The organism is Massilia sp. MP_M2 (assembly GCF_039123635.1).
Taxonomy (GTDB): domain Bacteria; phylum Pseudomonadota; class Gammaproteobacteria; order Burkholderiales; family Burkholderiaceae_D; genus Telluria.
On the sequence record NZ_JBCHJF010000011.1, the window covers coordinates 121,832 to 145,625 of the forward strand.

Annotated in this window: 23 protein-coding genes; 11 read left to right on the plus strand and 12 right to left on the minus strand. The window is 63.9% G+C overall.

What is annotated here, in order from left to right:
- Positions 1 to 8: 8 nt before the first annotated feature.
- From RCH14_RS20705 to flgA, 7 genes are all read right to left on the minus strand, one after another.
- Positions 9 to 2,036, minus strand: a complete 2,028-nt coding sequence (locus RCH14_RS20705) for a glycosyltransferase (protein ID WP_343027980.1) — start codon at positions 2,034 to 2,036, stop codon at positions 9 to 11.
- A gap of 11 nt (positions 2,037 to 2,047) precedes the next feature.
- Positions 2,048 to 3,088: a DUF4214 domain-containing protein gene (locus RCH14_RS20710; RefSeq protein ID WP_343027981.1), complete on the minus strand. Its 1,041-nt coding sequence runs from the start codon at positions 3,086 to 3,088 to the stop codon at positions 2,048 to 2,050.
- Between the two features lie 560 nt (positions 3,089 to 3,648).
- A complete protein-coding gene (locus RCH14_RS20715; RefSeq protein WP_343027982.1) occupies positions 3,649 to 4,026 on the minus strand; it encodes a hypothetical protein in 378 nt (125 codons plus the stop codon).
- Positions 4,027 to 4,122: 96 nt separating this feature from the next.
- Positions 4,123 to 5,400, minus strand: a complete 1,278-nt coding sequence (locus RCH14_RS20720; protein WP_343027983.1) for a GGDEF domain-containing protein — start codon at positions 5,398 to 5,400, stop codon at positions 4,123 to 4,125.
- 130 nt (positions 5,401 to 5,530) lie between these two features.
- The gene (locus tag RCH14_RS20725; RefSeq protein ID WP_343027984.1) at positions 5,531 to 6,001 is read right to left on the minus strand and encodes a flagellar protein FlgN; all 471 of its coding nucleotides are present in this window, start codon (positions 5,999 to 6,001) and stop codon (positions 5,531 to 5,533) included.
- A 3-nt stretch (positions 6,002 to 6,004) separates the two neighbouring features.
- Positions 6,005 to 6,319, minus strand: coding sequence for a flagellar biosynthesis anti-sigma factor FlgM (gene flgM, locus RCH14_RS20730; protein WP_343027985.1), 315 nt, complete (start codon positions 6,317 to 6,319; stop codon positions 6,005 to 6,007).
- 116 nt (positions 6,320 to 6,435) lie between these two features.
- Positions 6,436 to 7,134, minus strand: coding sequence for a flagellar basal body P-ring formation chaperone FlgA (gene flgA / locus RCH14_RS20735; RefSeq protein WP_343027986.1), 699 nt, complete (start codon positions 7,132 to 7,134; stop codon positions 6,436 to 6,438).
- A 167-nt stretch (positions 7,135 to 7,301) separates the two neighbouring features.
- On the opposite strand from flgA, the gene flgB reads away from it, so the two are divergent.
- The 11 genes from flgB to flgL all read left to right on the plus strand — a co-directional run bounded on the left by flgB (position 7,302) and on the right by flgL (position 18,443).
- Positions 7,302 to 7,718: a flagellar basal body rod protein FlgB gene (gene flgB, locus RCH14_RS20740; protein ID WP_343027987.1), complete on the plus strand. Its 417-nt coding sequence runs from the start codon at positions 7,302 to 7,304 to the stop codon at positions 7,716 to 7,718.
- Between the two features lie 11 nt (positions 7,719 to 7,729).
- Positions 7,730 to 8,131, plus strand: a complete 402-nt coding sequence (gene flgC, locus RCH14_RS20745; protein WP_343027988.1) for a flagellar basal body rod protein FlgC — start codon at positions 7,730 to 7,732, stop codon at positions 8,129 to 8,131.
- 20 nt (positions 8,132 to 8,151) lie between these two features.
- Positions 8,152 to 8,868, plus strand: a complete 717-nt coding sequence (locus RCH14_RS20750; RefSeq protein ID WP_343027989.1) for a flagellar hook assembly protein FlgD — start codon at positions 8,152 to 8,154, stop codon at positions 8,866 to 8,868.
- A 41-nt stretch (positions 8,869 to 8,909) separates the two neighbouring features.
- On the plus strand, positions 8,910 to 10,436 hold the full coding sequence (locus RCH14_RS20755) for a flagellar hook protein FlgE (RefSeq protein WP_343027990.1): 1,527 nt from the start codon (positions 8,910 to 8,912) through the stop codon (positions 10,434 to 10,436).
- A gap of 158 nt (positions 10,437 to 10,594) precedes the next feature.
- A complete protein-coding gene (gene flgF, locus RCH14_RS20760) occupies positions 10,595 to 11,335 on the plus strand; it encodes a flagellar basal-body rod protein FlgF (protein ID WP_343027991.1) in 741 nt (246 codons plus the stop codon).
- Positions 11,336 to 11,399: 64 nt separating this feature from the next.
- The gene (gene flgG, locus RCH14_RS20765; RefSeq protein WP_343027992.1) at positions 11,400 to 12,182 is read left to right on the plus strand and encodes a flagellar basal-body rod protein FlgG; all 783 of its coding nucleotides are present in this window, start codon (positions 11,400 to 11,402) and stop codon (positions 12,180 to 12,182) included.
- Positions 12,183 to 12,197: 15 nt separating this feature from the next.
- Complete coding sequence (locus RCH14_RS20770; RefSeq protein ID WP_343027993.1) at positions 12,198 to 12,845, plus strand: flagellar basal body L-ring protein FlgH; 648 nt, start codon at positions 12,198 to 12,200, stop codon at positions 12,843 to 12,845.
- Between the two features lie 12 nt (positions 12,846 to 12,857).
- Positions 12,858 to 13,970, plus strand: a complete 1,113-nt coding sequence (locus tag RCH14_RS20775) for a flagellar basal body P-ring protein FlgI (protein ID WP_343027994.1) — start codon at positions 12,858 to 12,860, stop codon at positions 13,968 to 13,970.
- A gap of 15 nt (positions 13,971 to 13,985) precedes the next feature.
- Positions 13,986 to 15,008: a flagellar assembly peptidoglycan hydrolase FlgJ gene (gene flgJ / locus RCH14_RS20780; protein WP_343027995.1), complete on the plus strand. Its 1,023-nt coding sequence runs from the start codon at positions 13,986 to 13,988 to the stop codon at positions 15,006 to 15,008.
- Positions 15,009 to 15,231: 223 nt separating this feature from the next.
- Positions 15,232 to 17,202, plus strand: a complete 1,971-nt coding sequence (flgK, locus tag RCH14_RS20785) for a flagellar hook-associated protein FlgK (protein WP_343027996.1) — start codon at positions 15,232 to 15,234, stop codon at positions 17,200 to 17,202.
- Positions 17,203 to 17,219: 17 nt separating this feature from the next.
- Positions 17,220 to 18,443 (plus strand): flagellar hook-associated protein FlgL, encoded by a 1,224-nt coding sequence (flgL, locus tag RCH14_RS20790; protein ID WP_343027997.1) that lies wholly within the window; start codon positions 17,220 to 17,222, stop codon positions 18,441 to 18,443.
- On the opposite strand, the gene RCH14_RS20795 is transcribed toward flgL, so the two are convergent.
- The 5 genes from RCH14_RS20795 to fliQ all read right to left on the minus strand — a co-directional run bounded on the left by RCH14_RS20795 (position 18,430) and on the right by fliQ (position 23,783).
- The gene (locus RCH14_RS20795; RefSeq protein WP_343027998.1) at positions 18,430 to 20,457 is read right to left on the minus strand and encodes an AsmA family protein; all 2,028 of its coding nucleotides are present in this window, start codon (positions 20,455 to 20,457) and stop codon (positions 18,430 to 18,432) included. The two genes, flgL and RCH14_RS20795, sit on opposite strands and share 14 nt — an antisense overlap.
- A 141-nt stretch (positions 20,458 to 20,598) precedes the next feature.
- Positions 20,599 to 21,567, minus strand: a complete 969-nt coding sequence (locus RCH14_RS20800) for an IS1595 family transposase (RefSeq protein ID WP_343027999.1) — start codon at positions 21,565 to 21,567, stop codon at positions 20,599 to 20,601.
- Between the two features lie 106 nt (positions 21,568 to 21,673).
- Positions 21,674 to 22,585 (minus strand): alpha/beta hydrolase-fold protein, encoded by a 912-nt coding sequence (locus RCH14_RS20805; RefSeq protein WP_343028000.1) that lies wholly within the window; start codon positions 22,583 to 22,585, stop codon positions 21,674 to 21,676.
- Positions 22,586 to 22,640: 55 nt separating this feature from the next.
- Entirely contained in the window at positions 22,641 to 23,483 is an 843-nt protein-coding gene (gene fliR / locus RCH14_RS20810; RefSeq protein WP_343028001.1) for a flagellar biosynthetic protein FliR, read from the minus strand.
- A 30-nt stretch (positions 23,484 to 23,513) separates the two neighbouring features.
- The gene (fliQ, locus tag RCH14_RS20815; protein ID WP_343028002.1) at positions 23,514 to 23,783 is read right to left on the minus strand and encodes a flagellar biosynthesis protein FliQ; all 270 of its coding nucleotides are present in this window, start codon (positions 23,781 to 23,783) and stop codon (positions 23,514 to 23,516) included.
- Positions 23,784 to 23,794: the final 11 nt, after the last annotated feature.

A 23,794-nucleotide genomic window follows, 5' to 3' on the forward strand; every position in this document is an offset into this window, starting at 1 on the left:
AAGGAAAGTCAGGCAGCCTTGGCACCTGGGTTGCGGGACATCCAGTCGTTCAGCCAGGCGGCAGCATCGAAGCTGTCGTCGAGAAGGACAGGGCGCACCCTAGAGGGCAGGCCCGCTGGGGAAGCGGTCAGTACGGCGCGGCAGCCGGCCACCTGGAGCAGGCGCAGATCGTCCAGCAGCGGCAGGGCTTCGCCGAGCAGCGCCGGAACCTGGTCGACCACGCCGGTATGCAGCAGGGCGTCGCTGGCGCCGCCAAGAATCAGCAGGCGCAGCCGCAGCTGCGGCCGGCTGGCAATGGTGCGTGCCAGCGCCAGTACCTGGCGCGCCATCGGCGCGAGCGGATCGTGGCGCCAGATGGCGATGCGTTCGCACGACGACGCCAGTGCCGGCAGGTTCGCCGGGATTGGTTTTTTTGCGACGGTGTTGGGTAGCGCGGCCGTGTATTCGGCTGTCTCGGCCTTGCGCAGCCACGCGGCCGCGCGCGATTGGGCGAGCGCGCCGCGCAGCAGGTCGCGCGCGCCGAAGAGCGGGTCGTTGCGCTGGAACGCGGCGAACTCGCCGAAGTAATCGGGATAGCGCGCCACGACCACGCCGCGGTTCTGCGCCACCCGCAGCGTCTTTTCGGCGCGGAACGAGACCGTGCCTTCGTGGGCGACGAACACGCCCGTGGCTTGCAGATGGCGCCAGCCGGCGGCGCGCGCGCGCATGCACCAGTCGACTTCTTCGCCGTAGCCGCGATTGAGCGCGGTGCCGTCGAGCATGCCGACGGCGTCGAGCACCGTGCGGCGGATCAGCATCGTGAAGCCGCAGCATGACGGCAGTTCGATGTCGGCGCCGCCCGGCGCGGCGCGCACGGCGGCGGCGGTTTGGTCGATCAGTGCGAGCTCGCGCGTGTCGGGCGCCGGGGCGGCCTGGCTGATCACCGGGAAACTGCTGATCTCGCCATTATTGGTCCATGGCGTCACCGACGCCACGTCCGGCGTGGCATACAGCGCCGTGGCCAGGCGGTCGATCCAGTCGCCGTGGACCTGCGTGTCGGCATTGAGCAGCAACACGTCGTGGTCATCGAACATGCGCATGCCGCGGTTCACCGTTTCGATGAAACCGAGGTTGCACGGATTGCGCAGCAGCGTGATCGCACCGCTGATGGCCTGCTTGTCGAGCCAGGCCGAGACGGCAGGTTCCGGGCTCGCGTCATCGACCACGACGATGCGGGCGGGCGTGCGGTTCAGCGGGAGACTCGTCCGGACGCTCTCGATGCAGGCGCGCACCAGGGCCAGGTCGCGGTACACCGGCACCACGATCGACACCGGGCGCGTGTCACTTGCCGCAGTGGTGCCGGGCGCGGCGTTGGCGCAGATCGATGGTGCAGGGTAGAACGCCAATGGCGAGCCGGGCAACAATTGGCGGCGGCCATCGGGTTGCACGAGGGTGAGCGACCACACGGCGCCGGGGCGCGGCGGGGTCAAGCGCACGCGCGTGCCGTCGCCGGGCAGGTCGAACTGGTATTGCGTGGTTTCATCGGAGAGCAGCAGGGTCGCGCGTGGCGCGGTCGCACTGCTGGTGCCAAGAAAGACCATCGCTTCGATGGCGTCGCCTGCGGTCCAGCAGGCGCCGGTATGCGTGACGCCGGCCGTGCGCAATATGGGCAGCAGGCTGGCGTGCTGGCCTGCGCGACAGCGCGCAGGCAAAAAAGCAGGGCCCAGGCTGGCGACGTCGGCACGGCCGCCGTCCTTGAGCCAGCTCTGCAGCATGATGTCTTGTAATAACGGGTTTTCAGCGTCGGTCATCCATGCGGCATGCCATGCGCGGGCGGTCAACGATGGATAGCCCGTCTGCAGGATCTTGGCGCGCAAGATGGCTGGAATGCGTTTCATGGGGAAGCGGCGGCAGACGTACTCGGCAGCCAGCAGCGCATCGGCGTGATAGCCCGCCGCGAACAGTTCAAGCGCTCGCGTCAGTAATGCATCGTCCCGCAGGCGGGACGTGCACGAGGTGAGGAAAAAGGGGGCGGGGCCCCCTTTTGGATGCTGCATAGTACGACTGCTTAGCCGATTGGATCGACGATGGTGACACTACCGACGATTTCGGTCTCGACGCCCGACATCACCGATTCGACGAACTCGACAGCAACAGCAGCGCGCGACATGCCGGCGGTCAGCTGAGCCGTCCAGAATGCGGTGCCGGCTGCATCGCCATCACGGTCCAGCAGGCCGTCATACAGAGCGTCGATGAATTGCGCGTTGGTCTGCGTTTCACCGGTGTACTCGGCAGCGTCCATGAAGCCCATGGCGATCGAGGTCAGGGCAGCGCCTGCATCAGCACGGTCGAACCAGAAGTCGAGGCCACCAGCGTCAGCGGTGCGACCCAGCAGCGCCTGGTAGATATGGGCAACGACGGCCTGGTCAGCGTTGTCTGCGAAGATCAGCGCTTCGGTGCCGTTCAGCTGGACGAAGTCGACATCGGTGAATTCAACCGACACGTTGGTCTTCGTGTTGGTGATTTTCGATTGGCCATTGTTGGTGATGATGGTGAAGTCATCTTCAACGCCAGCGGTCACGATGACCGTTTCGTCGTTACCGACGACTTTGCTGGTGCCCTGGGTTGCGTTCACGACCAGATTGCCCGTGCCTGCAACGACCGTGTCTTTATCGCCAGCGATGACTTGGGTGTTCTTGCCGTCAACGATGGTGATGGTGTCGGCGCCTGCGGTGCCCACGATGACGCGCTCGATGTCCACGCCAGCGATGGTTGCCAGCGATGCGCCAGCTTCAGCGGTGTTAGCAACCGGAGCGGTTCCGATGATAGCGTTCACGCCGCCACTACCCTGGAAGAACACGACTGGCACATTGCCGGTCAGCGTGACATTCGTCACTGCGTTCGGCGCGGTGTTCACGAACAGGACTTCAACACCGGCAGCGCCGCTGATGGTGGTGTTGTTGGCCACGGTGGTGGTGTCGACAACGACTGTGGAGTTGGTTGGCGTCGTTACCAGCGACAGGATACTGTTGATCGTATCGGCGTTGAAGACTTGGGCCGAGGTGGCCGTCAGCGCGGTGCTGACTGCTTGGGCGTTACTTTCGTACATTTACTACTCCTAAAAGGATTAAGGTTTCCCGGTTTCGCCGGGTGCTCCAGGGACAAGCAGGCACGGCCAAGATTGGCCAGTACGCGACGCACCCAAGAATTTATTCAACGTGGATACGACAAGGTGTTCGGCAGATCTGTTCTAAAAACCAACACGATCCTGTTCAAATTTTACAGAGAAATTTGGCGAATATTCTCACCAAATGTCTCAATATCTAACTGATTGTCACGTAACCTGGCCAGGTAAAAAATCTCTTGAATACAGCAGGTTAGGTGGGTCCGTCTTGGGTAACTTTAGCGTGCGGAACGCAGGATTCAATGCTTCATCGTGCAGTGCAGCATCTTTTTCGTTAAATAACTAAAAAATACAACACTTCTTGGTAGTTGGTTTCTCGACTGGGCCGTCATTTGTTGAAACACGTTGAACGGTCATGCAGAAGACGCTGGCGCAGAAAAGGTGGGGCTGCGCGTAAACGCCAACGCGCGGCAGGGCGCCGCGCGTTAAATCGTTGCTAAAGTGTGACACTGCGAGCACGAAGGCCCGCCGACCGGGTGCTTGAATCAGCGATCGCGCCCGGGTTCCGACGCTGATGTATCCGCGCCACCATCGGCTGCCGCGCCATCTGGCTCACCCGGCGCCTTGGGCCGCGAGCCGCCCGGCACGTCACCCGTCGCATGTCCATGGCTGGCCTGCGGTGCGCCGGCCGGGCCGACATTGCTCTGGGGTGAAGCTTTCGCGAAATTGCTGTTGATGCCCGACTGGCTGGTGCCGTTGGCAGGATGACCGATGCTCGAATCGCCGTCGGCATCGTTAGCCACGAAGCCGGCATATGAATCCGGACCGCCGCCGCGTAGGCCGCCGCCGCGTAGGCCGCCGCCGCGTAGGCCGCCGCCGCGCAGGCCGGTGTCTTTCGGGTTGTTGGTGTCGTCGTTGTTCATGGTGTTCTCCTGGATGCGTTTGTATACAGAGCATCTGGGTGCGTTATCCAGGCTTCCCAATAGGAGCAAAGAGCGTCGCGACGTAGCACTGTTCGCTCAGCGGCTGGCACGCAGCTTCTGCGATGACCGCACGACGTGCAGCGGCGGGGCCAGTGCAATCACCTGGTCGCGGCCGGCCGACTTGGCGGCGTACAGCGCCGAGTCGGCGCGCGCCAGCGTGGTCTTGAACGGTTCCCCATCCAGCATGACGGTCGCGCCGATACTGAGGGTGAGCCGGCGTTGCGCGGCCGGCATCGTGCTGATGACCTCGCGCAGCGCTTCAGCCAGCGTCTCGCCCACTGCGCTCGCGCGCGCCAGGTCGGCGCCCGGCAGCAGTACCGCGAATTCATCGCCGCCCAGGCGCGCGATGCAGTCGACGGCGCGCAGCGTGTCGCGTGCGCTGGTGGCCACCAGTTGCAACGCGATGTCGCCCGCTTCGTGGCCGGCGCTGTCGTTGATGGCCTTGAAATGATCGAGGTCGATCAGCATCAGGGCCAGTGGCTGGCGCAGGTGCCTGGCGCGCGCGGTCTCGCGTTCGGCGATCTCGAAGAAGGCCTTGCGCGACCAGGCGCCGGTCAGGTGGTCGTGGTTGGCGATGTACTCGGCCTGGTGGACGATGTGGCGATGCAGGGTCAAGAGGCCGCCGAGGGTCAGTGCCGGCAACGCCAGCGCGGCGACGGTCAGAATTGCCAGGCTGACGGTGCTTGGCTGCAGCAGCGAGGTCGGTGGATTGTCCGCCACCAGCAGCCAGAGCATGCGTATCCCGTGCCCGCCCGCGACCAGCACGCACATGAGCAGCACGAAGCGCTGCACGTTCTGCTGTCCCGGTCCTTGCAGGTGCACCTGGCCGTGCGAGCGACGCTGCTGCTCGCCGCGCCCGGCCAGCACGCTGTGCGCGATATCGATGCAAATAGCGGCCTGGAACAGCGAGACGACGGCGCTGCGCAGCGTAAACGAGTCGAACCAGTCATGAAACAGCAGGGTCATGATGCCGACCAACCCGACCAGCAGCGCCAGCGCCTTGACATGCGGCTGGCGTCCGGAGAGCTGGCGATAACCGGCGGCAAGGGCAGCGCCGGCGCCGGAATACACCATGTTCGCTACCTCGTAGCCCAGCAGGGTGGGCAGTTCGCGGCCAAAGGCATAGAGCAGGTTGCCAAGCAGCCCCAGCAGCGCGGCCCAGCGCATGGCGCGCATGCCGCGCAGCAATGGCGAGCCGGCCGACACCAGTGCAAGATAGACAAGAAAGCAAAGCAGGGACGCGATCAGGAAAATCTGCTGGGTGGCGAGCATGGCGAACGGGCCTGGCGCACTGAGATGCGCAGTGATGGACAAGGGGGCAAACCGAACTGAGCCGGTATTATGCCGTCGTTGTATCCAGGCCGGGCGCTTATTTGGCGCTCTCGTTCAATTACTTTGTTTTAACGTTGCAAGCCGCAACAGAGGGGCTTGCCTACCGTTGCGCTTAGCCGACGACGTAGCGTTTGGAGACGCCCACGCCCATGGTCTGGCCGCTGGCGCCGTAGATGGTGCCGGTCGGTGCGTTGGTCGGGGTGCGCAGTGCGTTGAGCACGCCCTGGTTGTGCGCCAGCTGCTTGTTGATCAGCATGCCATTGACGCGGTTGAGTTCTTTTGCCTGGCGCGCAGCGTCGAGCATGCGCTCCCATTGCTGCCGTACGTCGCCGTCGTCATTGACGGCCAGCCAGGGTTCCATGCCCGCCTCCGATGCATCGCAGCCCGCCGCGGCCAGTGCCGCGTGGCGCTGTTGCGACAGCGAAGCCAGGTCGGCCAGCATCGCATTCTTGCGTGGGGTCAGCTGGGCCAGGGTGTCGGCATCGAGCGACACCAGGGATTGCTGTTCCTGCTTCATCAACGCCAGAAGGGCGGTGAGGTGATGGTGTTCGGCGGCGATGGTCTGGAACGGGCTGGTGGTCATGGTTTAGCGTTGTCTCGAATGGAGCAAGTCGCGTACGGTGTCTAGCAAGCCGTCAGCCACTTTCTCGGAGTTGACTTGGAACTGGCCATCGGCGATGGCCATCTTGATACGTTCTACTTTCTTGGCGTCGAATACGGCCGCGCCGCCACCGATGCTGCTGGCCATGGCCTGACCCTGCGCGGACAGGCGCACGCTGTCGGTTTGCGCTCCGGTCAGGGGCGCGGTGGTTGCGGCCTTGTCGGCGCCACGTGCGTTGTTCGTCTGCGTGGTGGCGGGTTGAAGGCCTGGGTTGCTCTTGAGTGTATCGTTGATTTTCACGGCTTCATCCTTCTCGGTGCGCGGAGCACAAGCTCCGGGATCTGCTCATTGTAACGGCCACGCCCCTACAAACTTTAGCAATCAACACCGATTCGGCGAAGAGAACACCGCAATTTCTATAAAACTATTTCCACAGTCCCACCATCGCGCGCCGTGCCGCTGATGACCCGGCCAGCCGTCGTGCGCACCTGGACGATCTGGCCATCGCTGGCATTGTTGATCGCCTTGGCTTCGCTGCTCACCGAAAAGTTCGAACCGCGCGATACCAGTCGTACCGCCTGGCCCTGCCTGATGACTGCCTGGCTGCGCAAGGCGTCCACGCGCAGCGCTGTCCCGGCCGGCAGCGACACGGTGGGCGTACGGCCCAGCGCCTGCGCCATCTCGGTGATGATCCCGTTCGGCATGGCGGCGATATCGCCTTTCACCATCACCAGCTGACCCGGCAACAGCGGCTGCCCCTGGGCCAGCGGCACGCCGGCAGCGACATACTCGGCCACCACGCTCACCTGGGCCTGCACATACAGTGTCCAGACCGGCGCCGTGCAGCGCACACCCACCGTCGTCTTGCCCCACGGGCGGGCACCGGGTTGCTGGAATGCTTCCGGCGCCGGGCAGGTGGGCAGGCTCAGGCGAGGATCGATCGCGCCGACCGTCACGCTCACCTGGCCCGGCAAGCCGGCGCTCTGGGTGGCCAGGAACTGCTGCACCACGGCGCGCACCGCTTCGGGTTGCTGGCGGCTGTTTGCCCCCTGCTGGGCCTGCGCACCACTGTATACAAGTGCCAGCAGCGAAAAAGCGACAAGTTGGAGTGTCATGGTTTGGTGTTCGACCAGAGATTTGGGAATGCTGCTATCTTAGGTCTAATGATTCCGTAGTGAAACTTTGAATAGCGGGGGGAATGTCCGCTCTTCTCCGTCGATTGGTGTGGCGAACCGAACCGTATGATCGCTTCTGTCCCAACAAAGAACAGCCCGGAGGCGGCATGATCGGCAAACTCGACGACTACATGCGTTTTAATGAAACGGCATTGTCCCTGCGCTCGCAGCGCCAGGAACTGCTGGCGTCCAATATCGCCAATGCCGACACCCCGAACTACAAGGCACGCGACATCGATTTCGCGGCAGCGTTGCAGGGGGCAATGGCAGGCGGCAAGCCGGGCGGTGCAATGAACACCACCAGCGCGAACCACATGGCGCGCGGCGTTGCCACCGGCGACACGCTGGCCAACGGCACGCCGGTGCTGTACCGCGGCGTGGTGCAGGGCAGCGTCGACGGCAACACGGTCGACATGGACGTCGAGCGCAACCAGTTCGCCGACAACGCGCTGCGCTACGAGGCTGGGATCAACATGATCAACAGCCAGATCCGGGGTCTCCTGAGCGCGATCCAGGGCCAATAAGGAATATCGCCATGTCGCTATTTAATATCTTTAACGTGTCCGGTTCGGCGATGAGCGCCCAGGCGCAGCGCCTGAACACGGTCGCCAGCAACCTGGCCAATGCCGACAGCGCCACGTCGCCGTCGGGCGAAGCCTACCGCGCCAAGTCGGTCGTGTTCGAGTCGGTGCCCACCGCCTCGGGCGCGACCGGCGTGCGCGTGCGCGAAGTGGTCGAAGACCCGTCGCCGCTCAAGCAGATGTACGACCCCAAGCATCCGATGGCCGACGACAAGGGCTATGTATCGATGCCGAACGTGAACGTGGTCGACGAGATGGTCAATATGTTGTCGGCCTCGCGCTCGTACCAGACCAACGTCGAAACCATGAATGCAGCCAAGACCATGCTGCTCAAGACCCTGACCATCGGCCAGTAAGCGCCTCGTAGATCGATACCATGACCAGCCCAATCACCAGCTCGACCCCAACGTCCGATATTTCCAGCCTGCAGGCAACCATGAATGCCAAGGCGAAGATCGCCGAAGATGGCGTCCAGGCCGACACCGACAAGTTCATGACGCTGCTCGTGACCCAGTTGAAGAACCAGGATCCGCTCAACCCGATGGACAACGCGCAGATGACGAGCCAGCTGGCCCAGCTGCAGACCGTCACCGGCGTGAACAAGCTCAACACCACGCTGGAGTCGCTGAAAGCCAGCTACCAGTCGAGCGAATCGCTGTCGGCAACCAATCTGATCGGCCACGGCGTGCTGGTTGAGGGCGATGGCATCCTGCTCTCGAAGGGCCAGGCCATCCTGGGCGTCGAGCTGGACAGCCCGGCCGACAAGCTGCAGGTCGTCATCGTCGACAAGGCCTCGGGCAAGGACGTGGCGGCGATCGAGCTGGGCGAACAGAAAGCCGGGATCGTGCCGGTTGCCTGGGACGGCGTCCCCGACCCGAACAACCTGGACGCCAATGGCAAGCCGGTCGTGCTGCCCGATGGCAACTACACGTTCCGCGTGATCGCAACACGTGGCGGCGAACAGATCAACGACGCCAAGACCCTGTCATTCGACAGCGTGGCCAGCGTCACGACGAATGGCAAGGACGGCGTCAAGCTGAACCTGCCGGGCAAGGGCGCTGTTTCCCTGGCCGATATTAAACAAGTTCTGTAAGCCAGGCCGCTTACTCTCTCACCTTATACTGGAGCATTACCATGTCTTTCCAACAAGGCTTGAGCGGCTTGAACGCTGCTGCCAAATCGCTGGACGTTATCGGTAACAACATCGCCAACGCCAGCACGGTCGGCTTCAAGGGGTCGACCACCCAATTTGCCGACGTCTACGCCAATGCGCTCAATGGCGCGGGCGGACTGAGCGCCGGTATCGGCGTCAAAACGGCCGCCATCGCCCAGCAGTTCACGCAGGGTAACGTCGAAGCCTCGAGCAACCCGCTCGACATCGCCATCAACGGCGCCGGTTTCTTCCGCATCGAGCAGGCCGGCGTGACGCAATACTCGCGCAATGGCCAGTTCTCGCTCGACAAGGAAGGCTTCATCGTCAATGCCCAGGGTGCCAAGCTGACCGGCTATGGCCTGGGTGCCAACGGCCTGCTGGCCGCCGGCACCGCCGTGCCGCTCCGGATCGATACTGCCGACCAGCCGCCCAAGGTCACGTCGGAAGTGCAGATCCAGCTCCAGCTCGATTCGCGTGCGAGCACGCCGAAGAAGACCGACTTCGATCCTGCCGATCCGGACACCTACAACAAACAGGTGCCGATGAGCGTGTACGACACGCTGGGCAACTCGCACACGCTGTCGACCTTCTACGTCAAGTCGCCAACCGGCGACGGCACCTGGAATGTGTTTGCGACCAAGGACGGCACCGAGATCGGTGCGCTGGACGCGGTGGGCAAGGCCCAGACCGACCCGGCGGCGGTCGCCTCGCGCGGTGCCTGGGATACGGCGAGCAAGGTCGTGCCGCCCGTGGCCGCCACGCTGGCCACGGCGATTGGCACCTACGCCACCGACGCCGCCAATGCGGTCGTGGCCGGCGCCGGCAATCTGGCCACCGCCGACAACCTGGCCGAAGTGCGCACCGCCGCCGCCGCAGCAGCAGCAGTCCCGGGCGCTACCCCGGTGCAGATCGACGCCGCGATTGCCAAGGCGCTCAAGATGGAGCCGAAATCCATCGGCACGCTCAAGTTCGACACCAATGGTGCGCTGAATCTGGCCAGCACGGGCACCGCCGGCAGGTTCAATATCAACATCCCGATCGTGCCGTCGACTGGCGCCGAACTGAACCTGCCAGTGGAGATCGATTTTGCCGGCACCACCCAGTACGGCACCACCACCAGCGAAAAGTTCCTGGCGCAGGACGGCTACAAGCCGGGCTCGCTGCAGCGCTTCTCGACCGGCGCCGACGGCAACATCATGGGCCAGTACAGCAATGGCCAGACCAGGGTCCTGGGCCAGGTCGTGCTTGCCAACTTCACCAATCCGAACGGCCTGCAGCCACTGGGCAACAATGCCTGGGCCGAATCGTCCAATTCCGGCATCCCGCTGATGGGCACCGCCGGTACCGGCGGCCTGGGCGTGCTGCAGGCGTCGGCCACCGAAGCATCGAGCGTCGACCTGACGGCCGAGCTGGTCAACATGATCACGGCGCAGCGCGTGTACCAGGCCAATGCGCAGACGATCAAGACGCAGGATTCGGTGTTGCAGACGCTGGTGAACCTGCGTTAATGATCGATGATGCACGGTTGGATTGAACGCGTGGACGGCGCAGCCGCCTCGCCGGCCGCGCCCACCCTACGTGATCCGCCTGACGGTAGGGTGGACGGCTCTGCCGTCCACGCGTCCAACCACCATTCGCACCGCCGCACCACACAAGGAATAACATCATGGATCGCCTGATCTACACCGCCGCCTCCGGCGCCAAGCACATCCTCGAGAAGCAAGCCACGACGGCCAACAACCTGGCCAACGTGAGCACGACGGGCTTTCGTGCCCAGATCGACATGTTTCGCGCGGCGCCGGTGCAGGGTCCGGGCATGCCGACCCGGGCGTTCGTCGTCGACTCGACCGCCGGCAACGATTTCGCAGCCGGGCCGTTGCAGGCCACGGGGCGCGACCTGGATGTGGCGGTGAAAGGGCAGGGCTGGCTGGCGCTGCAGATGCCGGACGGTACCGAAGCCTATACCCGCAACGGTGCGCTCCAGGTGGGCCCGAATGGCGTGCTGCAAACGCCGGGCGGCCAGACGATTGCCGGCGAAGGCGGCCCGATCACGGTCCCGCCCGATGCCACCGTGACGATCGGCGGCGACGGCACCATCTCGACCATCTCGAATGTCGACACGCCGGCCGCACCGGCCGTGATCGGGCGCCTGAAGCTGGTCAATCCGCCACAGGGCGACATGGTGCGTGGCGACGACGGGCTGTTTCGCGTCAAGAACGGCGCGCCGGTCCAGGCCGACCCGACCGTGCAGGTGGCGGGCGGCGCGATCGAGGGCAGCAACGTCAATCCGGTCGATTGCATGGTCGACATGATTGCCCTGGCACGTTCTTTTGACACGCAAATGAGCTTGCTGAAGAACGCCGAGAACAACGCGGCGAAAGCCACCCAGATCCTCGCTTTGAATTAAGTGTTGCCGCTGCATAATTCTATTGTCCGTGGAGGCATTCGCCTGCCACCAACAGGAGAATGCAATGATCCGTTCGCTCTACATCGCCAAGACCGGCCTGGAAGCCCAGCAGACCAATCTCGACGTCATCTCGAACAACCTCGCCAACGTCAGCACCAACGGCTTCAAGAAGTCGCGCGCCGTGTTCGAGGACTTGCTGTACCAGAACGTGCGCCAGCCAGGTGCGCAATCGTCCCAACAGACGAATCTGCCGTCGGGCCTGCAGATCGGTACCGGTGTGCGCACCGTCGCCACCGAGCGCATCCACACCCAGGGTAATCCCCAGCTGACCGGCAACGACAAGGACGTGATGGTCAACGGTCCTGGCTACTTCCCGGTCCTGATGCCGGACGGCACCCAGGCCTACACCCGCGACGGCTCGTTCCAGAAAGACCAGAACGGTCAGCTCGTCACCTCGAGCGGCTTCGTCATCCAGCCACCGATCACCGTGCCAATCAATGCCCAGTCGATTTCCGTGGGCCGTGACGGCACCGTATCGGTCACTGTCGCAGGCGAAACGGCCACCACCCAGATCGGCGCCTTGCAACTGGCCACCTTCATCAACCCGGCCGGCCTCGAGTCGCGCGGCGAGAACCTGTACACCGAAACCACCGCGTCGGGTAACCCGAACCTGAACGTGCCGGGCACCAATGGCGCCGGCAACATCATGCAGGGTTACGTCGAATCTTCGAACGTCAACGTGGTCGAGGAAATGGTCGCGATGATCCAGACCCAGCGCGCCTACGAGATCAACAGCAAGGCGATCACGACGTCCGACCAGATGCTGCAAAAACTGTCGCAGCTTTAATTTTCTTCGGCCATCATGAAAATCCTGATCTCGTTCGCTGCGCTGGTATTGCTCGCCGGTTGCGCCGCCACTCCCACCACCATCGTGCAGGGCCCGACCAGCGCGCGTCCGATGCTGGTCGACGGCGCCCCGGCGACCGATGGCGCGATCTTCAACGTCAACAGCTACCGGCCGATGTTCGAAGACCGCCGCGCCCGTCATATCGGCGACCTGTTGACCGTCAATATCAGCGAGCGCACGTCCGCGACCAAGGCCGGCGCGAGCTCGGGCAACAAGACCGGCAGCGCGAGCTTTACCGCCCCGGGTGTGCTGGCCGGCGTGATCGGCGCCGGCGTGGCACTGGAATCGGGCACCAAGTTTGCCGATGGCGACAACCAGAGCGCATCGAACAACTTCACCGGCACGATCGGCGTGACCGTCACCGAAGTGCTGCCGAACGGGAACCTGATCGTGGCTGGCGAAAAGCAGGTCGCGATGAACAAGGGCACCGAGTTCATCCGTTTCTCGGGCATGGTCAGCCCCGACACGATCCAGGCCGGCAATACGGTCTCGTCCAACGTGATCGCCGATGCGCGCGTCGAATACCGCACCAACAGCCGCCTCGATCGCGCCGAAGTGACGTCGATGCTGTCGCGTTTCTTCCTGTCGATGCTGCCGTTCTAAAAGGCCTACCCCATGCGTAAATTTGCTTCCGTTGTCTTGCTGGCTGCCGCTATTGGCGGCATTGCCCCCCTGGCCCAGGCCGAGCGCCTGAAGGACCTGGCCACCATCGCCGGCGTGCGTCAGAACCAGTTGTCCGGCTACGGCATCGTCGTGGGCCTGGACGGCACCGGCGACCAGACCAGCCAGACGCCATTCACCGTGCAGTCGATCCGCGCGATGCTGCAACAGAAGGGCGTCAACCTGCCGGCCGGGACCCAGCTGCAACTGAAGAACGTGGCGGCCGTGATGGTCACGACCTCGCTGCCGGCATTCGCCCAGCCGGGCCAGACGCTCGACATCACGGTGTCGTCGATCGGTAACGCCAAGAGCCTGCGCGGCGGCACGCTCCTGATGGCGCCGCTGCATGGCGCCGATGGCCAGGTCTACGCCATGGCCCAGGGCAACCTCGTGGTTGGCGGCGTGGGCGTGCAGGCGCAGGGCGGTGGGGCGCAAGTACAGGTCAATCACCTGGCGGTGGGTCGCATCTCGGCCGGCGCAACGGTCGAGCGCGCTGTTGCATCGAACCTGGGCGAAAACAACCAGATTCGCCTTGAACTGAAAGAGACCGATTTCGCCACCGCCGCGCGCGTCGTCGAAGCCGTCAATGACCAGTTCGGGCCCGGCATCGCCACGGCCCTGGACGGGCGCGTGGTGCGCGTGCGCACGCCGTCATCGAGCGACCAGCGCGTGGCCTTCCTGGGCATGCTGGAACAGATCGACGTCAATCAGCCGCTGGCCTCGGCCAAGGTCATCATGAATGCCCGCACCGGGTCGGTCGTGATGAACCGGGCCGTGATGCTCGATAACTGCGCGATCTCGCACGGCAACCTGTCGATCACGATCGGTTCGGATACGCAGGTGAGCCAGCCGAATGCACTGGCCGGCGGCCAGACCGTCGTTACGCAGAACCAGTCGGTCGAGATCAAGAAGGAACCCGGCCAGATGATCAATGTGAAGGGCGGGGCATCGCTCGCCGAAGTGGTCAAGGCGATGAACTCGATCGGCACCACCCCGCAAGACTTGCTGGCCATCCTGCAAGCGCTCAAGGCCGCCGGTTCGCTGCGCGCCGAGCTCGAAATCATCTAAATCGAGAGACACGCCATGATCGCCTCGCCCAACCTTGACCAGACCAGCAAGCTCGCGCTCGACACCAACAGCCTCAACGGGCTGAAGAACAGTGCGAAAGCCGGCACGCCGGCTGCCATGAAAGAAGCGGCGACGCAGTTCGAGGCGATGTTCATCAACATGATGATGAAGAGCATGCGCGACGCGACACCGCAGGAAGGCATGCTGGACAACCAGCAGACCAAGACCTTCACGACGATGCTCGACCAGCAGACCAGCCAGAACCTGGCCAAGCGCGGCGTGGGCCTGGCCGATGTGCTGGTGCGCCAGCTGAGCGCGAACCAGATGGGGCAGCAGGCGCTGGCCATTGGCGCCGATGGCATGGGTGGCGCCGCCGCCGCTGCTGCCGCTGGTGCTGGCCGCCTGACGCCGTCGCTGAACAACGCCGCGGCCATGTATGGCAATGGCGCGGTGCTGGGCGCGGGAGCGACCGCCGGGGCGGTATCCGGCGCGGTATCCGGTGCGGTATCCGGTACGGCCGCCAACGCTGCCGTTAGCAAGGCCCCGCCGCTGCCGGCAACGACCGAGACGGGCCGGGTCCAGGCGCCGCACGTGCGCGCGTTCCAGGAAAAACTGCACGAGCACGCCCATGCGGCCGAGCAGACCACCGGCGTGCCGGCCAAGTTCATGCTGGGCCAGGCCGCGCTCGAGACCGGCTGGGGCAAACGCATGATCCGCAACGCCGATGGCAGCAACAGCAACAACCTGTTCGGCATCAAGGCCGGGGCCAGCTGGAAAGGCAAGGTCGCCACCGCTGTCACTACCGAATACGTGAATGGCAAGCCGCAGACGAGGGTCGAGAAATTCCGTGCCTACGACACCCCGGCCGATTCGTTCCGCGATTACGCCAACCTGATTGCGAAGAATCCGCGTTACGAAAAAGTCATCGGCAGCAGCGACGCGGCCACCTTTGCCCAGGGTCTGCAGCGCGCCGGCTATGCAACCGATCCGAACTACGCGGCAAAGCTGACCCGCCTGATCAAGAATTCGCTGGCGTGATGCGGATGCGCCCGTTGAACGCGTGGACGGGGAACCCGCCTCGCCGGCCGCATCCACCCTACGTGTTGTTATTTCAGTAGGGTGGACGGCTATGCCGTCCACGCGTTCAAATTAACGTGATTTTGTGGCGCACCAACGATCGTTGAACGCTAATGTTATCTAGAAACCGTCAAGTTTTCTGAAAAACTGCCGTTGACTGTACTGTCACAGAGAGAAAAAAATTATGTCAGGTAGCCTCCTCGCCATCGGTAAGACAGGGTTGTATGCAGCACAGGCAGCCCTCGCCACGACCGGCCACAACATCGCCAACGCGAACGTGGCGGGTTTCTCGCGCCAGTCCGTGGTGCAGGCCACGTCGGCCGCGCTCGATACCGGTGTCGGTTTTCTGGGGACCGGGACCGAGATCGCCCAGATCAAGCGCTACAGCGACAACTTCCTGAACACCCAGGTACGCACCGCCCAGGCCAGCACCAGTGGCCTGGAGTCGTACTATTCGCAGATCAAGCAGATCGACAACCTGCTGGCCGACACCACGTCGGGGCTGTCGCCGGCGATGCAGGGCTTCTTCAAGGGCGTGCAGGACATGGCCGCCAACCGCGCGTCGGTGCCGTCGCGCCAGGCAATGCTGTCGAGCGCCGAAACGCTGGCCACGCGCCTGCAAGACCTCGATTCGCGTCTTGGCGAGATCCGCACCGGCGTGAATGGTGAAATCGAGGCGAGCGTTACCGCAATCAACACCTACGGTACGCAGATCGCCCAGCTCAACGAGCAGATTTCCAATTTCGCCTCGTCGGCGACGCGCCCGCCGAACGACCTGCTCGACCAGCGCGACCAGGTGGTGCTCGAACTGAACAAGTTCATCAAGGCCACCGTCACGCCGGGCGACAACAGCAGCCTCACGATCTCGATTGGCAACGGCCAGCCGCTGGTGGTGGGCAATGATTCATTTCAGCTGGCGGCGATGGTCTCGCCGACCGACCTCACGCGCACGGAAGTGGGCTACCAGGTGGGCTCGAAAGTGGTTGTGCTGCCCGATGGCGCGCTCTCTGGCGGCAAGCTGGGCGGCATGCTCGAGTTTCGTACCGAGACGCTCGATACGGCCCAGAGCGCACTCGGCAAGATCGCGATTGGCATGGCGTTCGAATTCAACGCGCAGCACGAGCTGGGCCTGGACCAGAACGGCAACAAGGGGCAGCCGTTCTTCAACGTGGCGCCTGCTTTCGTCGGCGCGAGCATCAACAACGCCAAGGGCACCGCCGCCGATCCGGCTGCCGAACTGACCGCCAAGGTGACCGATCCGAGCAAGCTCAAGGACAGCGACTACGAAGTCACGTTCAACGGCACCAACTACAAGATCGTCCGTCAGTCCGACAACTTCGAATTCGGCAGCGTGACGCCGGCCGCCGACGGCTCGGCCACGGTCGAAATCGACGGCGTCGAATTCAGCTTCACGAACAATGCGCGCAACAAGGATACCTTCCTGGTGCGCCCGACGATCGACGGCGCTGCCAACTTCAAGGTGCTGGCCAACGATGTTTCTCAGATCGCCGCCGCAGCACCGGTTCTGACCAGCATGCCGCTGACGAATATCGGCACCGGCAAGATCAGCGAAGGCAAGGTGTCCAAGGACTTCCTGACCGGGCCGCCGGCGTTGCCGGTGACGCTCGCCTTCGATGAAGCCAGCGGCAACCTGACCGGCTTCCCGGCCGGCATGGTCACCGTGGTCAACAGCAGTGGTGGGTCGAGCCAGGTGAATGCCGCCAGCGTCCCGTTCGAAAACGGTTCGACCTACAGCTTCGGCGGCGTGAGCGTCACCATGACCGGCAAGCCGGGCAATGGCGACAAGTTCACGATCGCGGCCAACAGCAGCGGCGTGGGCGACACCCGCAACATCGGCGCGCTGGGCGAATTGCAGACCAAGAACATCTTCAATAACGGCACCGCCACGCTGACGTCGTCGTATGCGCAGATGGTCAGCCAGGTGGGCAACAAGACGCGCGAAGTGCAGGTCAATGCGCAGGCCGGCAATGCCTTGCTGGCGCAGGCCGAGGGCGCCCAGGCCGATGTCTCGGGCGTGAATCTCGACGAGGAAGCGGCCAATCTCATCAAGTACCAGCAGGCCTATCAGGCGTCGAGCAAGGTGATGCAGATCGCCGGCACCATCTTCGACACGCTGCTGTCGATCAGCCGCTAACGTAGCGAAAGAACATCATGCGTATCAGTACCGCGAACCTGTATGCCACCTCGACCAACCAGCTCAACACGCTGCAAGGCGCGCTCGCGCGCACGCAGATGCAGCTGTCGACCGACCGCCGCCTGTTGACCGCCGCCGACGATCCGGTCGCCTCGGCGCGCGCGCTCGAAGTGAGCCAGTCGCAGGAAATCAATTCCCAGTTTGCCACCAACCGCAACAGCGCGAAGTCGTCGCTGGCGCAGGTGGAATCGACGTTGCAGAACACGGGCGATGTGCTGCAGGACATCCAGACCCTGGCCGTCACGGGCGGCAATGCCGCAATGCTGCCGAGCGACCGCGAAAAGCTGGCGACCGAACTCGAAGGCCGGCTGGCCGACCTGCTGGGGATCGCCAATACCGCCGACGGATCGGGGGGGTTTCTGTTCTCGGGTTACATGACCACGACCCAGCCGTTCACCAGTACCCCGACCGGCGCCGCGTACCAGGGCGACCAGGGCGTGCGCCAGTTGCAGGTGAGCGATTCGCGCAAACTCCCGCTGTCGGCATCGGGCAGCGCCATTTTCGAGGCGATCCCGACCGGCAACGGCACGTTCCAGACCAAGGCCGGTAGCGGCAACCAGGGCGCGGCCCTGATCTCGTCCGGTTCGGTCGTGGACCGCCAGGCGTTCGATAGCACCAAGTACGGCATCGAATTTGCCGTCAGCACCGCCACCCCGCCCGTGACCACGTATTCGGTCTACAACACGAGCAGCAATCCCCAAGCCCTGGTCAGCGGCGGCAATGCCTATGAACCCGGCAAGCAGATCACGTTTGGCGGCATGGCCTTCGACATCAAGGGCGCGCCGGCCAATGGCGACACCTTCAGCGTCGAGCCGAGCCAGAAGCAATCGGTGTTTACCACGGTCACCGACCTGATCGCCACGCTGCGCCTGGCGGGCGAAGGCTCGGCCGGCAAGGCCGCGCTGAGCAATGGCCTGAGCACGGCCATCGACAACCTGAAGAATGCGCACGACAACGTGCTGACGGTGCAATCGTCGGTCGGCGCTCACATGAAAGAACTCGACTACCTCGACAGCACCGGCGACGACCTGGACATCCAGTACGCCGCCACGCTCGATGATCTGGTGGGCCTGGACGAGGTCAAGGCGATCTCCGATTTCTCGCAGCAGCAACTGACGCTGCAGGCGGCGCAGATGTCGTTCAAGACGATGTCCGGCCTGTCGCTGTTTAACTACCTTTGATCGTCGGCGCGACTTTCCCGTTCACCTTCGGTGCTTGTTTCGCGGCGCTGATCTCGGCGCCGCAATTCGTATCGGGCGCCTTGTCGATGTTAATCAACGGCAGCAGGGCGGCCAGCGGATTGATCGCTGCCAGCGCCACGGCCGCACCGGCCTTGAGTGCCAGCGGTCCGGCATGCGGACCCACCTTCGGATCCGTGAACGTGCCGCGCGCATACAGCGGCGTGCGCAGCGACAGGATGCGTGCACCTTTTGTTTTCGGCCGCACGTCCACGTCGAGCTGCTCGGTGGCCAGGTCCACGTAGCCCGTCATGTTTACCACGGCATCTTCGCTGTCGAGCACGAAGCGATCGATGTTTGCGCGGCCATTGCGCACCGTGGTGGTCGCCGCCACGCAGTTGAGCAGCGTCTGCTTGTCGCCGAAAATCTTGGCGTAGACGGCATTGGCCACGTTCAGGCCGGCCAGTTCGAGGACAAACTGGCTGACCGTACCTTCGGTGACTACGGCATTGATTTCACCCTGCGACGTGCCCAGCATGGCAGCGACCGTATTGCCCTTGCCGACCAGCGCGCCATCGCCATTGATTTCACCAAAGGTCGCCTGCATTGATTGCAGCTTGGGGAACAGTTCGCGGATCTTCACGCCGCGCGCTGCCAGCCGCGCCGATGCATCCAGCACCTTCTCGCGCCCGTCGAGCCGGATGTTCGACGTGATGCGCCCGCCCGCCAGCGCAAAGCTCAGCGGGGTCAGGGTCAGCACCTTGTCCTTCATGCGGATCGTGGTCTCGATATCGCGCAGCGGAATCTCGGCGGTGCGCAGGATCTGCTTGCCGGTGAACTTGACCTCGGCGTCGAGCGCGCCCCATTTTGCCGTATTGAACTGGTCGACCGGCAGAGCCTTGCCCGGCGCCGGCGCCTTGACCTTGCCCGCAGCCTTGGTGCCTTCGCCGGTGTCGGCGCCCACGGTCGGGCCCAGGTCGGCCAGGCGCAGTTGCTTCGATGTCAGCGCGCCGGTCAGCAACGGCCGCGGCTTGCGCTGCGCGTAGGCGAGCGTGCCCGCGATATCGCTGGCCCCTACCTTGCCGGTAAAGTCTTTATAGGTATAGGTCCAGAAGTCGCCATCCTTCTTGCCCAGCAACGTGCCCTTGGTGGCATACGGCGGCGTTTCCGGCAGCAGCACGCCGGTCAGCCCGTACAGGTCGGCCATGCTGGCCCCGGCCAGTTGCATCTGCAGGGCAAAGCCCGACAGCGAGCGCGGGTCGCGGATGATGCCGCGCAGGCCAAGCTTGTTTTCGCCGGCGGTGGCTTCGGCTTCGATCGGGAAACTGGTGTTGTCGCCGGTGAGCGAGAGCACCGCGCCGGCCTTGCCGCCACCGGTGATCTTCGCCTTGTTGTAGGTGCCGTTCAGGGTGAATGCCAGACCGTAGGGTGGCACGCCTGCCGCCGTCGAGGCGGTTTCGCCGCCCTTGATCGAATCGGCGCTGGCGCGCAAATCAAGGCTCATCGGCTCGTCGACGTAGCGCACCTTCGCGCTGTCGAAGGCAAGTTGCTGCAGATCGACCTTCCATTCGGACGGGCCATTGTCCTTGAAGGTCCAGGAATTGCTGCCGTCGGCGCGGCGCTGGACGGCGATGTCCGGATTGGCCAGGCGCAGGTCGGTGATCACCACATCCCTGGTGAGCAGTGGCAGGATGCGCACGCCGGCCTCGACGCGCTGGGCAGCGGCCATCTGCTTGCCGACCGTGCTCCAGGCAGGATTGCTCATGTACACATTGTCGGCCGTGATATGCGGCTGCGGCACGAAGCGCCGCCAGCCCGTTTCGCCATTGAGATCACGCTGGAACTTGACGTCCAGATCACCGCGAATGGCGAATTCGCGCCCGGTCGTCTCGGACACCTTGCGGTTGATGTACGGACGCAGCATGTTCCAGTCGAACAGCATGAGGAACAGGATGACTGCCACGGTGATAGCCAGCAGAATCCAGCCGGTAATTTTGAGAGGTCTGGAAAGGGTCATTGTCGATCGTGCCCATGAGTGGGTCGGCGGCTGGCGCAGCGAGGCACCGGGATTGTCAGGCTATCAGGATCGGGGCAATATTGTTGGTTGGCTAAGTCGCACTACTGCACATTTAATTGGTAGTTTTTGGCTCAGTCAGCATTATCTGTTGATGACTCTAATGGCAACACTAAGCAACTGTTCTGGTGAAATAGCCCTCTGGCCATCCAGCGCCCAGCGCCAGCCCAGATAATTGGGCAGGTAGCGCGATGCTACGCCATGGAAGCCCTGTAGCCAGGCCTTGAAGCGCTGGTGATAAGCGTTCACGTTCTGCACGTGGATGGCAAGGCTACCCAGACGCCTCACACGCACTCCGGCGCGCAAATTGACAGTCTCGTGCGCGATCCTGTGCTTGCGTGCAAAGGCGCGGTAGGCAGCATGGCTATCACTGACCAGCAATGCCTGCGGATCCAGCCTGGGCAGTAAGTCACGCTCGAGTTGTGCGGCCGTGAGCGCCCCGCGGCCGGTTACGGCATCGATGGTGCGCCCCTCGCGGTCACGCGCGACCAGGATGCAGTCCAGTTCGCTGGAAATGCCCCGTTTGGCAGCATGGCCGCCGCGGTGGCGCGGTGGCCGATCGAGCGTACGCGAACCTTTTTGAGATTCGAGCAGAAATGTTTCGTCAGCCTCGACGATGCCATTGAGGGCTGCGGGCCGGTCGAGCTTGACCCAATGCAGGAAGCGGTGGCGCCAGCGAAAGGCCGTGTTGCGGTGTACCCCGATACGATCTGCGGCCTTGCGCACGGGCAGTGAATCGAGCAGCACCTGCGAATAGGCGAGCCATTTGGCCTTGAGCCTGAGCCGCGCCAGCGGCGTGCCGGTCAGGTCGTTAAAGGTGCGACCGCAGGCACAGCAGCGGTAGCGCTGCAAGTCGTTGGCGAACCCGTGCCGGTAGCAGCGCTTGTTGTCGCATCTGGGGCAGCAGCGGCCTGGCTCCCTGACCTCGGTGATGAGCGCGACCACCTGATCGAGCCCGGCTGCAGGGTGCAGGGCGTCAAGCACTTGCCGACGCTGCGGCTGGTTGAGAGAAGGCAGTTTTGCGAACCAACCCTTGAAACGTGGCGCTTTCATGATCGACTCCTGACGCTGGGGACAGGGGTTGGACCACTGGAGTGCGCGTCAGTTCAAAGCTGGTCTCTATTTAACGTTGACTGCGCCTAGTTTTTCACGCTTTACGTCAGGCGAGGAAAAATTCAAGGCCGCGCGCCATGGCCGGGAAGGTTGCCGAACCGTGGTCCTCGTGCGCCAGCAGGTGGAATTGCACGCGCGCCAGCGCACCGGTATTGCGCAGCCGCTCGCCCAGTTCGCGCGCGTTGTCCACCATGCGGCGTGCGGCGGCGATGGCGTCACGGCCCTGCAGTGGGCCGTTCGCGGTGGACGGTTGTTCCAGTTCGCCCACGGCCAGCATCAGGGACGGCTTCGCGGGCAGGGCGGCAACGCGCCGCGTGAAACCGTCCATTCCCCCCAGCACCACGCGCTCGCCGTACCAGATCGATGGGCTCGCCGCCAGCCAGGTCTGGAACATCGCCGGGCGGGTGAACAGCGCGTGCAATGTGCACAGGCCGCCGTACGAATGGCCATACAGCGCCTGGCGCGCCGGATCGAGCGGTGCCAGCGTCGCGATCAGCGGCTTGAGTTCGCGTTCGATAAAGTCGAGAAACAGGTCGGCGCCGCCTTCCTTCGCCGGACCGTCCGCGCCCGCTGGTGGCGTGTAATCGCGACCGCGCGCCATCCCGTAGTCGAACTCGCCCGGATAGCCGATGCCGACGACGACAGGCAGCGCAACGCCCCGCCGCAGGATCGTGCGCGCCATCAGCGCCAGCGTCGGGAAGGTCGCGTTGCCGTCGAGTGCGTACACGACCGGGTAGCCGGCGGGCGGCGGCGGGGTGGTCGGGATGCTGACGAAGATGCGATAGGTCTGGCCGGTGATGGGCGAGGTGATGTCGCGTTGTCTGGCCTGGTGCAGCGTGGCAGGTTGCCACTCAGCTGCGGCGCGGGCCAGTGGGGCGGCCAGGGCGGTCAGTGCGGCAGCGATGCCGAGGATGCGGCGGCGTGGCAGGGAAGTAGAAGCGGCAGCAGAAGTCTTCATGCGCTTGATGAAAGATGAGAATGATTCTCATTGTAGCGCAGCGCGATGGTCCCCGTTATCCCGGCGCCGGCACCACCGGCGTGACCGCCGGCTGCGCACCCGCCGTCCCTGGCTGCGGATTACTGGCGCGCGGCAACGATCTGCTCACTTCGATGCCCTGGTTGAACAGATTGATGATCGGCGTGCCCAGGTAGGGCAGTACCAGGCTCAGTGTCAAAAAGCCCACGCCCAGCGTGATCGGAAAGCCGATGCCGAAGATGTTCAGCTGCGGCGCGGCGCGGGTCAGAATGCCGAGGGCGACCTGCGTGATCAACAGTGCGGCGATGATCGGCATGGCGATCTGCAGCCCGGCCGAGAAGATGCGCCCGCCCCAGCGCACCAGTTCGAGCGCGGTATTCGATGAAAACGGGGTGTCGGTAATGGGCATCGTGATGAAGCTTTCGGCCAGCGCCTCGAGCAAAATCAGGTGGCCGTTCACGGCCAGAAAGGCCATCGTCGCGACCAGCGCCATGAACTGGCTGATGGCCGACGAGCGACCGCGCGTGCTGGGGTCGAAGAACATCGCGAAACCCAGGCCCATCGTCTGGCTCGAGACTTCGCCGGCGTACTCGATGGCGGCGAACACGATGCGCATGGCAAAGCCCATCGCCAGCCCGATGATCATTTCCTTGGTCAGAATGAGCAAGCCCGCCCACGAGGTCGGATCGGCCGCCGGCACGGCCGGCACCAGAGGCGCGATGACGATCGCCAGCAGGATGCCCAGCGAAACCTTGGCCCGCACCGGTACGCCGGCATTGCCGAACAGCGGGGCGGCAGCGATCAGGCCGAGAATGCGCGACAGCGGCCACAGCAGGCCGGCGATCCAGGCATTCATTTCCGCCGAGGTCAGCGTCAGCATCGGGCGCCTCCGGACGTGCGCACGCTGGCCTTAGCCGATCATGCCGGGAATACCCGTGAACACCTGGCGCATATAGTCCAGCATCACCGACAACATCCACGGCCCGGCCACCACCAGCGTGACGAACACGCCGACCAGTTTCGGGATGAACGACAGCGTGGCCTCGTTGATCTGTGTCGCGGCCTGGAAAATACTGATGATCAGGCCGACGATCAGCGCCACCAGCAACAATGGGGCGGACACCATCAGGGTCACTTCCATGGCCGTGCGGCCCATCGTCATCACGCTCTCGGGGGTCATCGCGCGGGGTC

Coding starts and splice junctions, on each gene's coding strand:
- RCH14_RS20705 (WP_343027980.1), bottom strand. CDS start 2,036: ATGCAGCATCCAAAAGGGGGCCCCGCCCCCTTTTTCCTCACCTCGTGC.
- RCH14_RS20710 (WP_343027981.1), bottom strand. CDS start 3,088: ATGTACGAAAGTAACGCCCAAGCAGTCAGCACCGCGCTGACGGCCACC.
- RCH14_RS20715 (WP_343027982.1), bottom strand. CDS start 4,026: ATGAACAACGACGACACCAACAACCCGAAAGACACCGGCCTGCGCGGC.
- RCH14_RS20725 (WP_343027984.1), bottom strand. CDS start 6,001: ATGACCACCAGCCCGTTCCAGACCATCGCCGCCGAACACCATCACCTC.
- flgA (WP_343027986.1), bottom strand. CDS start 7,134: ATGACACTCCAACTTGTCGCTTTTTCGCTGCTGGCACTTGTATACAGT.
- flgB (WP_343027987.1), top strand. CDS start 7,302: ATGATCGGCAAACTCGACGACTACATGCGTTTTAATGAAACGGCATTG.
- flgC (WP_343027988.1), top strand. CDS start 7,730: ATGTCGCTATTTAATATCTTTAACGTGTCCGGTTCGGCGATGAGCGCC.
- RCH14_RS20750 (WP_343027989.1), top strand. CDS start 8,152: ATGACCAGCCCAATCACCAGCTCGACCCCAACGTCCGATATTTCCAGC.
- RCH14_RS20755 (WP_343027990.1), top strand. CDS start 8,910: ATGTCTTTCCAACAAGGCTTGAGCGGCTTGAACGCTGCTGCCAAATCG.
- flgF (WP_343027991.1), top strand. CDS start 10,595: ATGGATCGCCTGATCTACACCGCCGCCTCCGGCGCCAAGCACATCCTC.
- flgG (WP_343027992.1), top strand. CDS start 11,400: ATGATCCGTTCGCTCTACATCGCCAAGACCGGCCTGGAAGCCCAGCAG.
- RCH14_RS20770 (WP_343027993.1), top strand. CDS start 12,198: ATGAAAATCCTGATCTCGTTCGCTGCGCTGGTATTGCTCGCCGGTTGC.
- RCH14_RS20775 (WP_343027994.1), top strand. CDS start 12,858: ATGCGTAAATTTGCTTCCGTTGTCTTGCTGGCTGCCGCTATTGGCGGC.
- flgJ (WP_343027995.1), top strand. CDS start 13,986: ATGATCGCCTCGCCCAACCTTGACCAGACCAGCAAGCTCGCGCTCGAC.
- flgK (WP_343027996.1), top strand. CDS start 15,232: ATGTCAGGTAGCCTCCTCGCCATCGGTAAGACAGGGTTGTATGCAGCA.
- flgL (WP_343027997.1), top strand. CDS start 17,220: ATGCGTATCAGTACCGCGAACCTGTATGCCACCTCGACCAACCAGCTC.
- RCH14_RS20795 (WP_343027998.1), bottom strand. CDS start 20,457: ATGACCCTTTCCAGACCTCTCAAAATTACCGGCTGGATTCTGCTGGCT.
- RCH14_RS20800 (WP_343027999.1), bottom strand. CDS start 21,567: ATGAAAGCGCCACGTTTCAAGGGTTGGTTCGCAAAACTGCCTTCTCTC.
- RCH14_RS20805 (WP_343028000.1), bottom strand. CDS start 22,585: ATGAAGACTTCTGCTGCCGCTTCTACTTCCCTGCCACGCCGCCGCATC.
- fliR (WP_343028001.1), bottom strand. CDS start 23,483: ATGCTGACGCTGACCTCGGCGGAAATGAATGCCTGGATCGCCGGCCTG.
- fliQ (WP_343028002.1), bottom strand. CDS start 23,783: ATGACCCCCGAGAGCGTGATGACGATGGGCCGCACGGCCATGGAAGTG.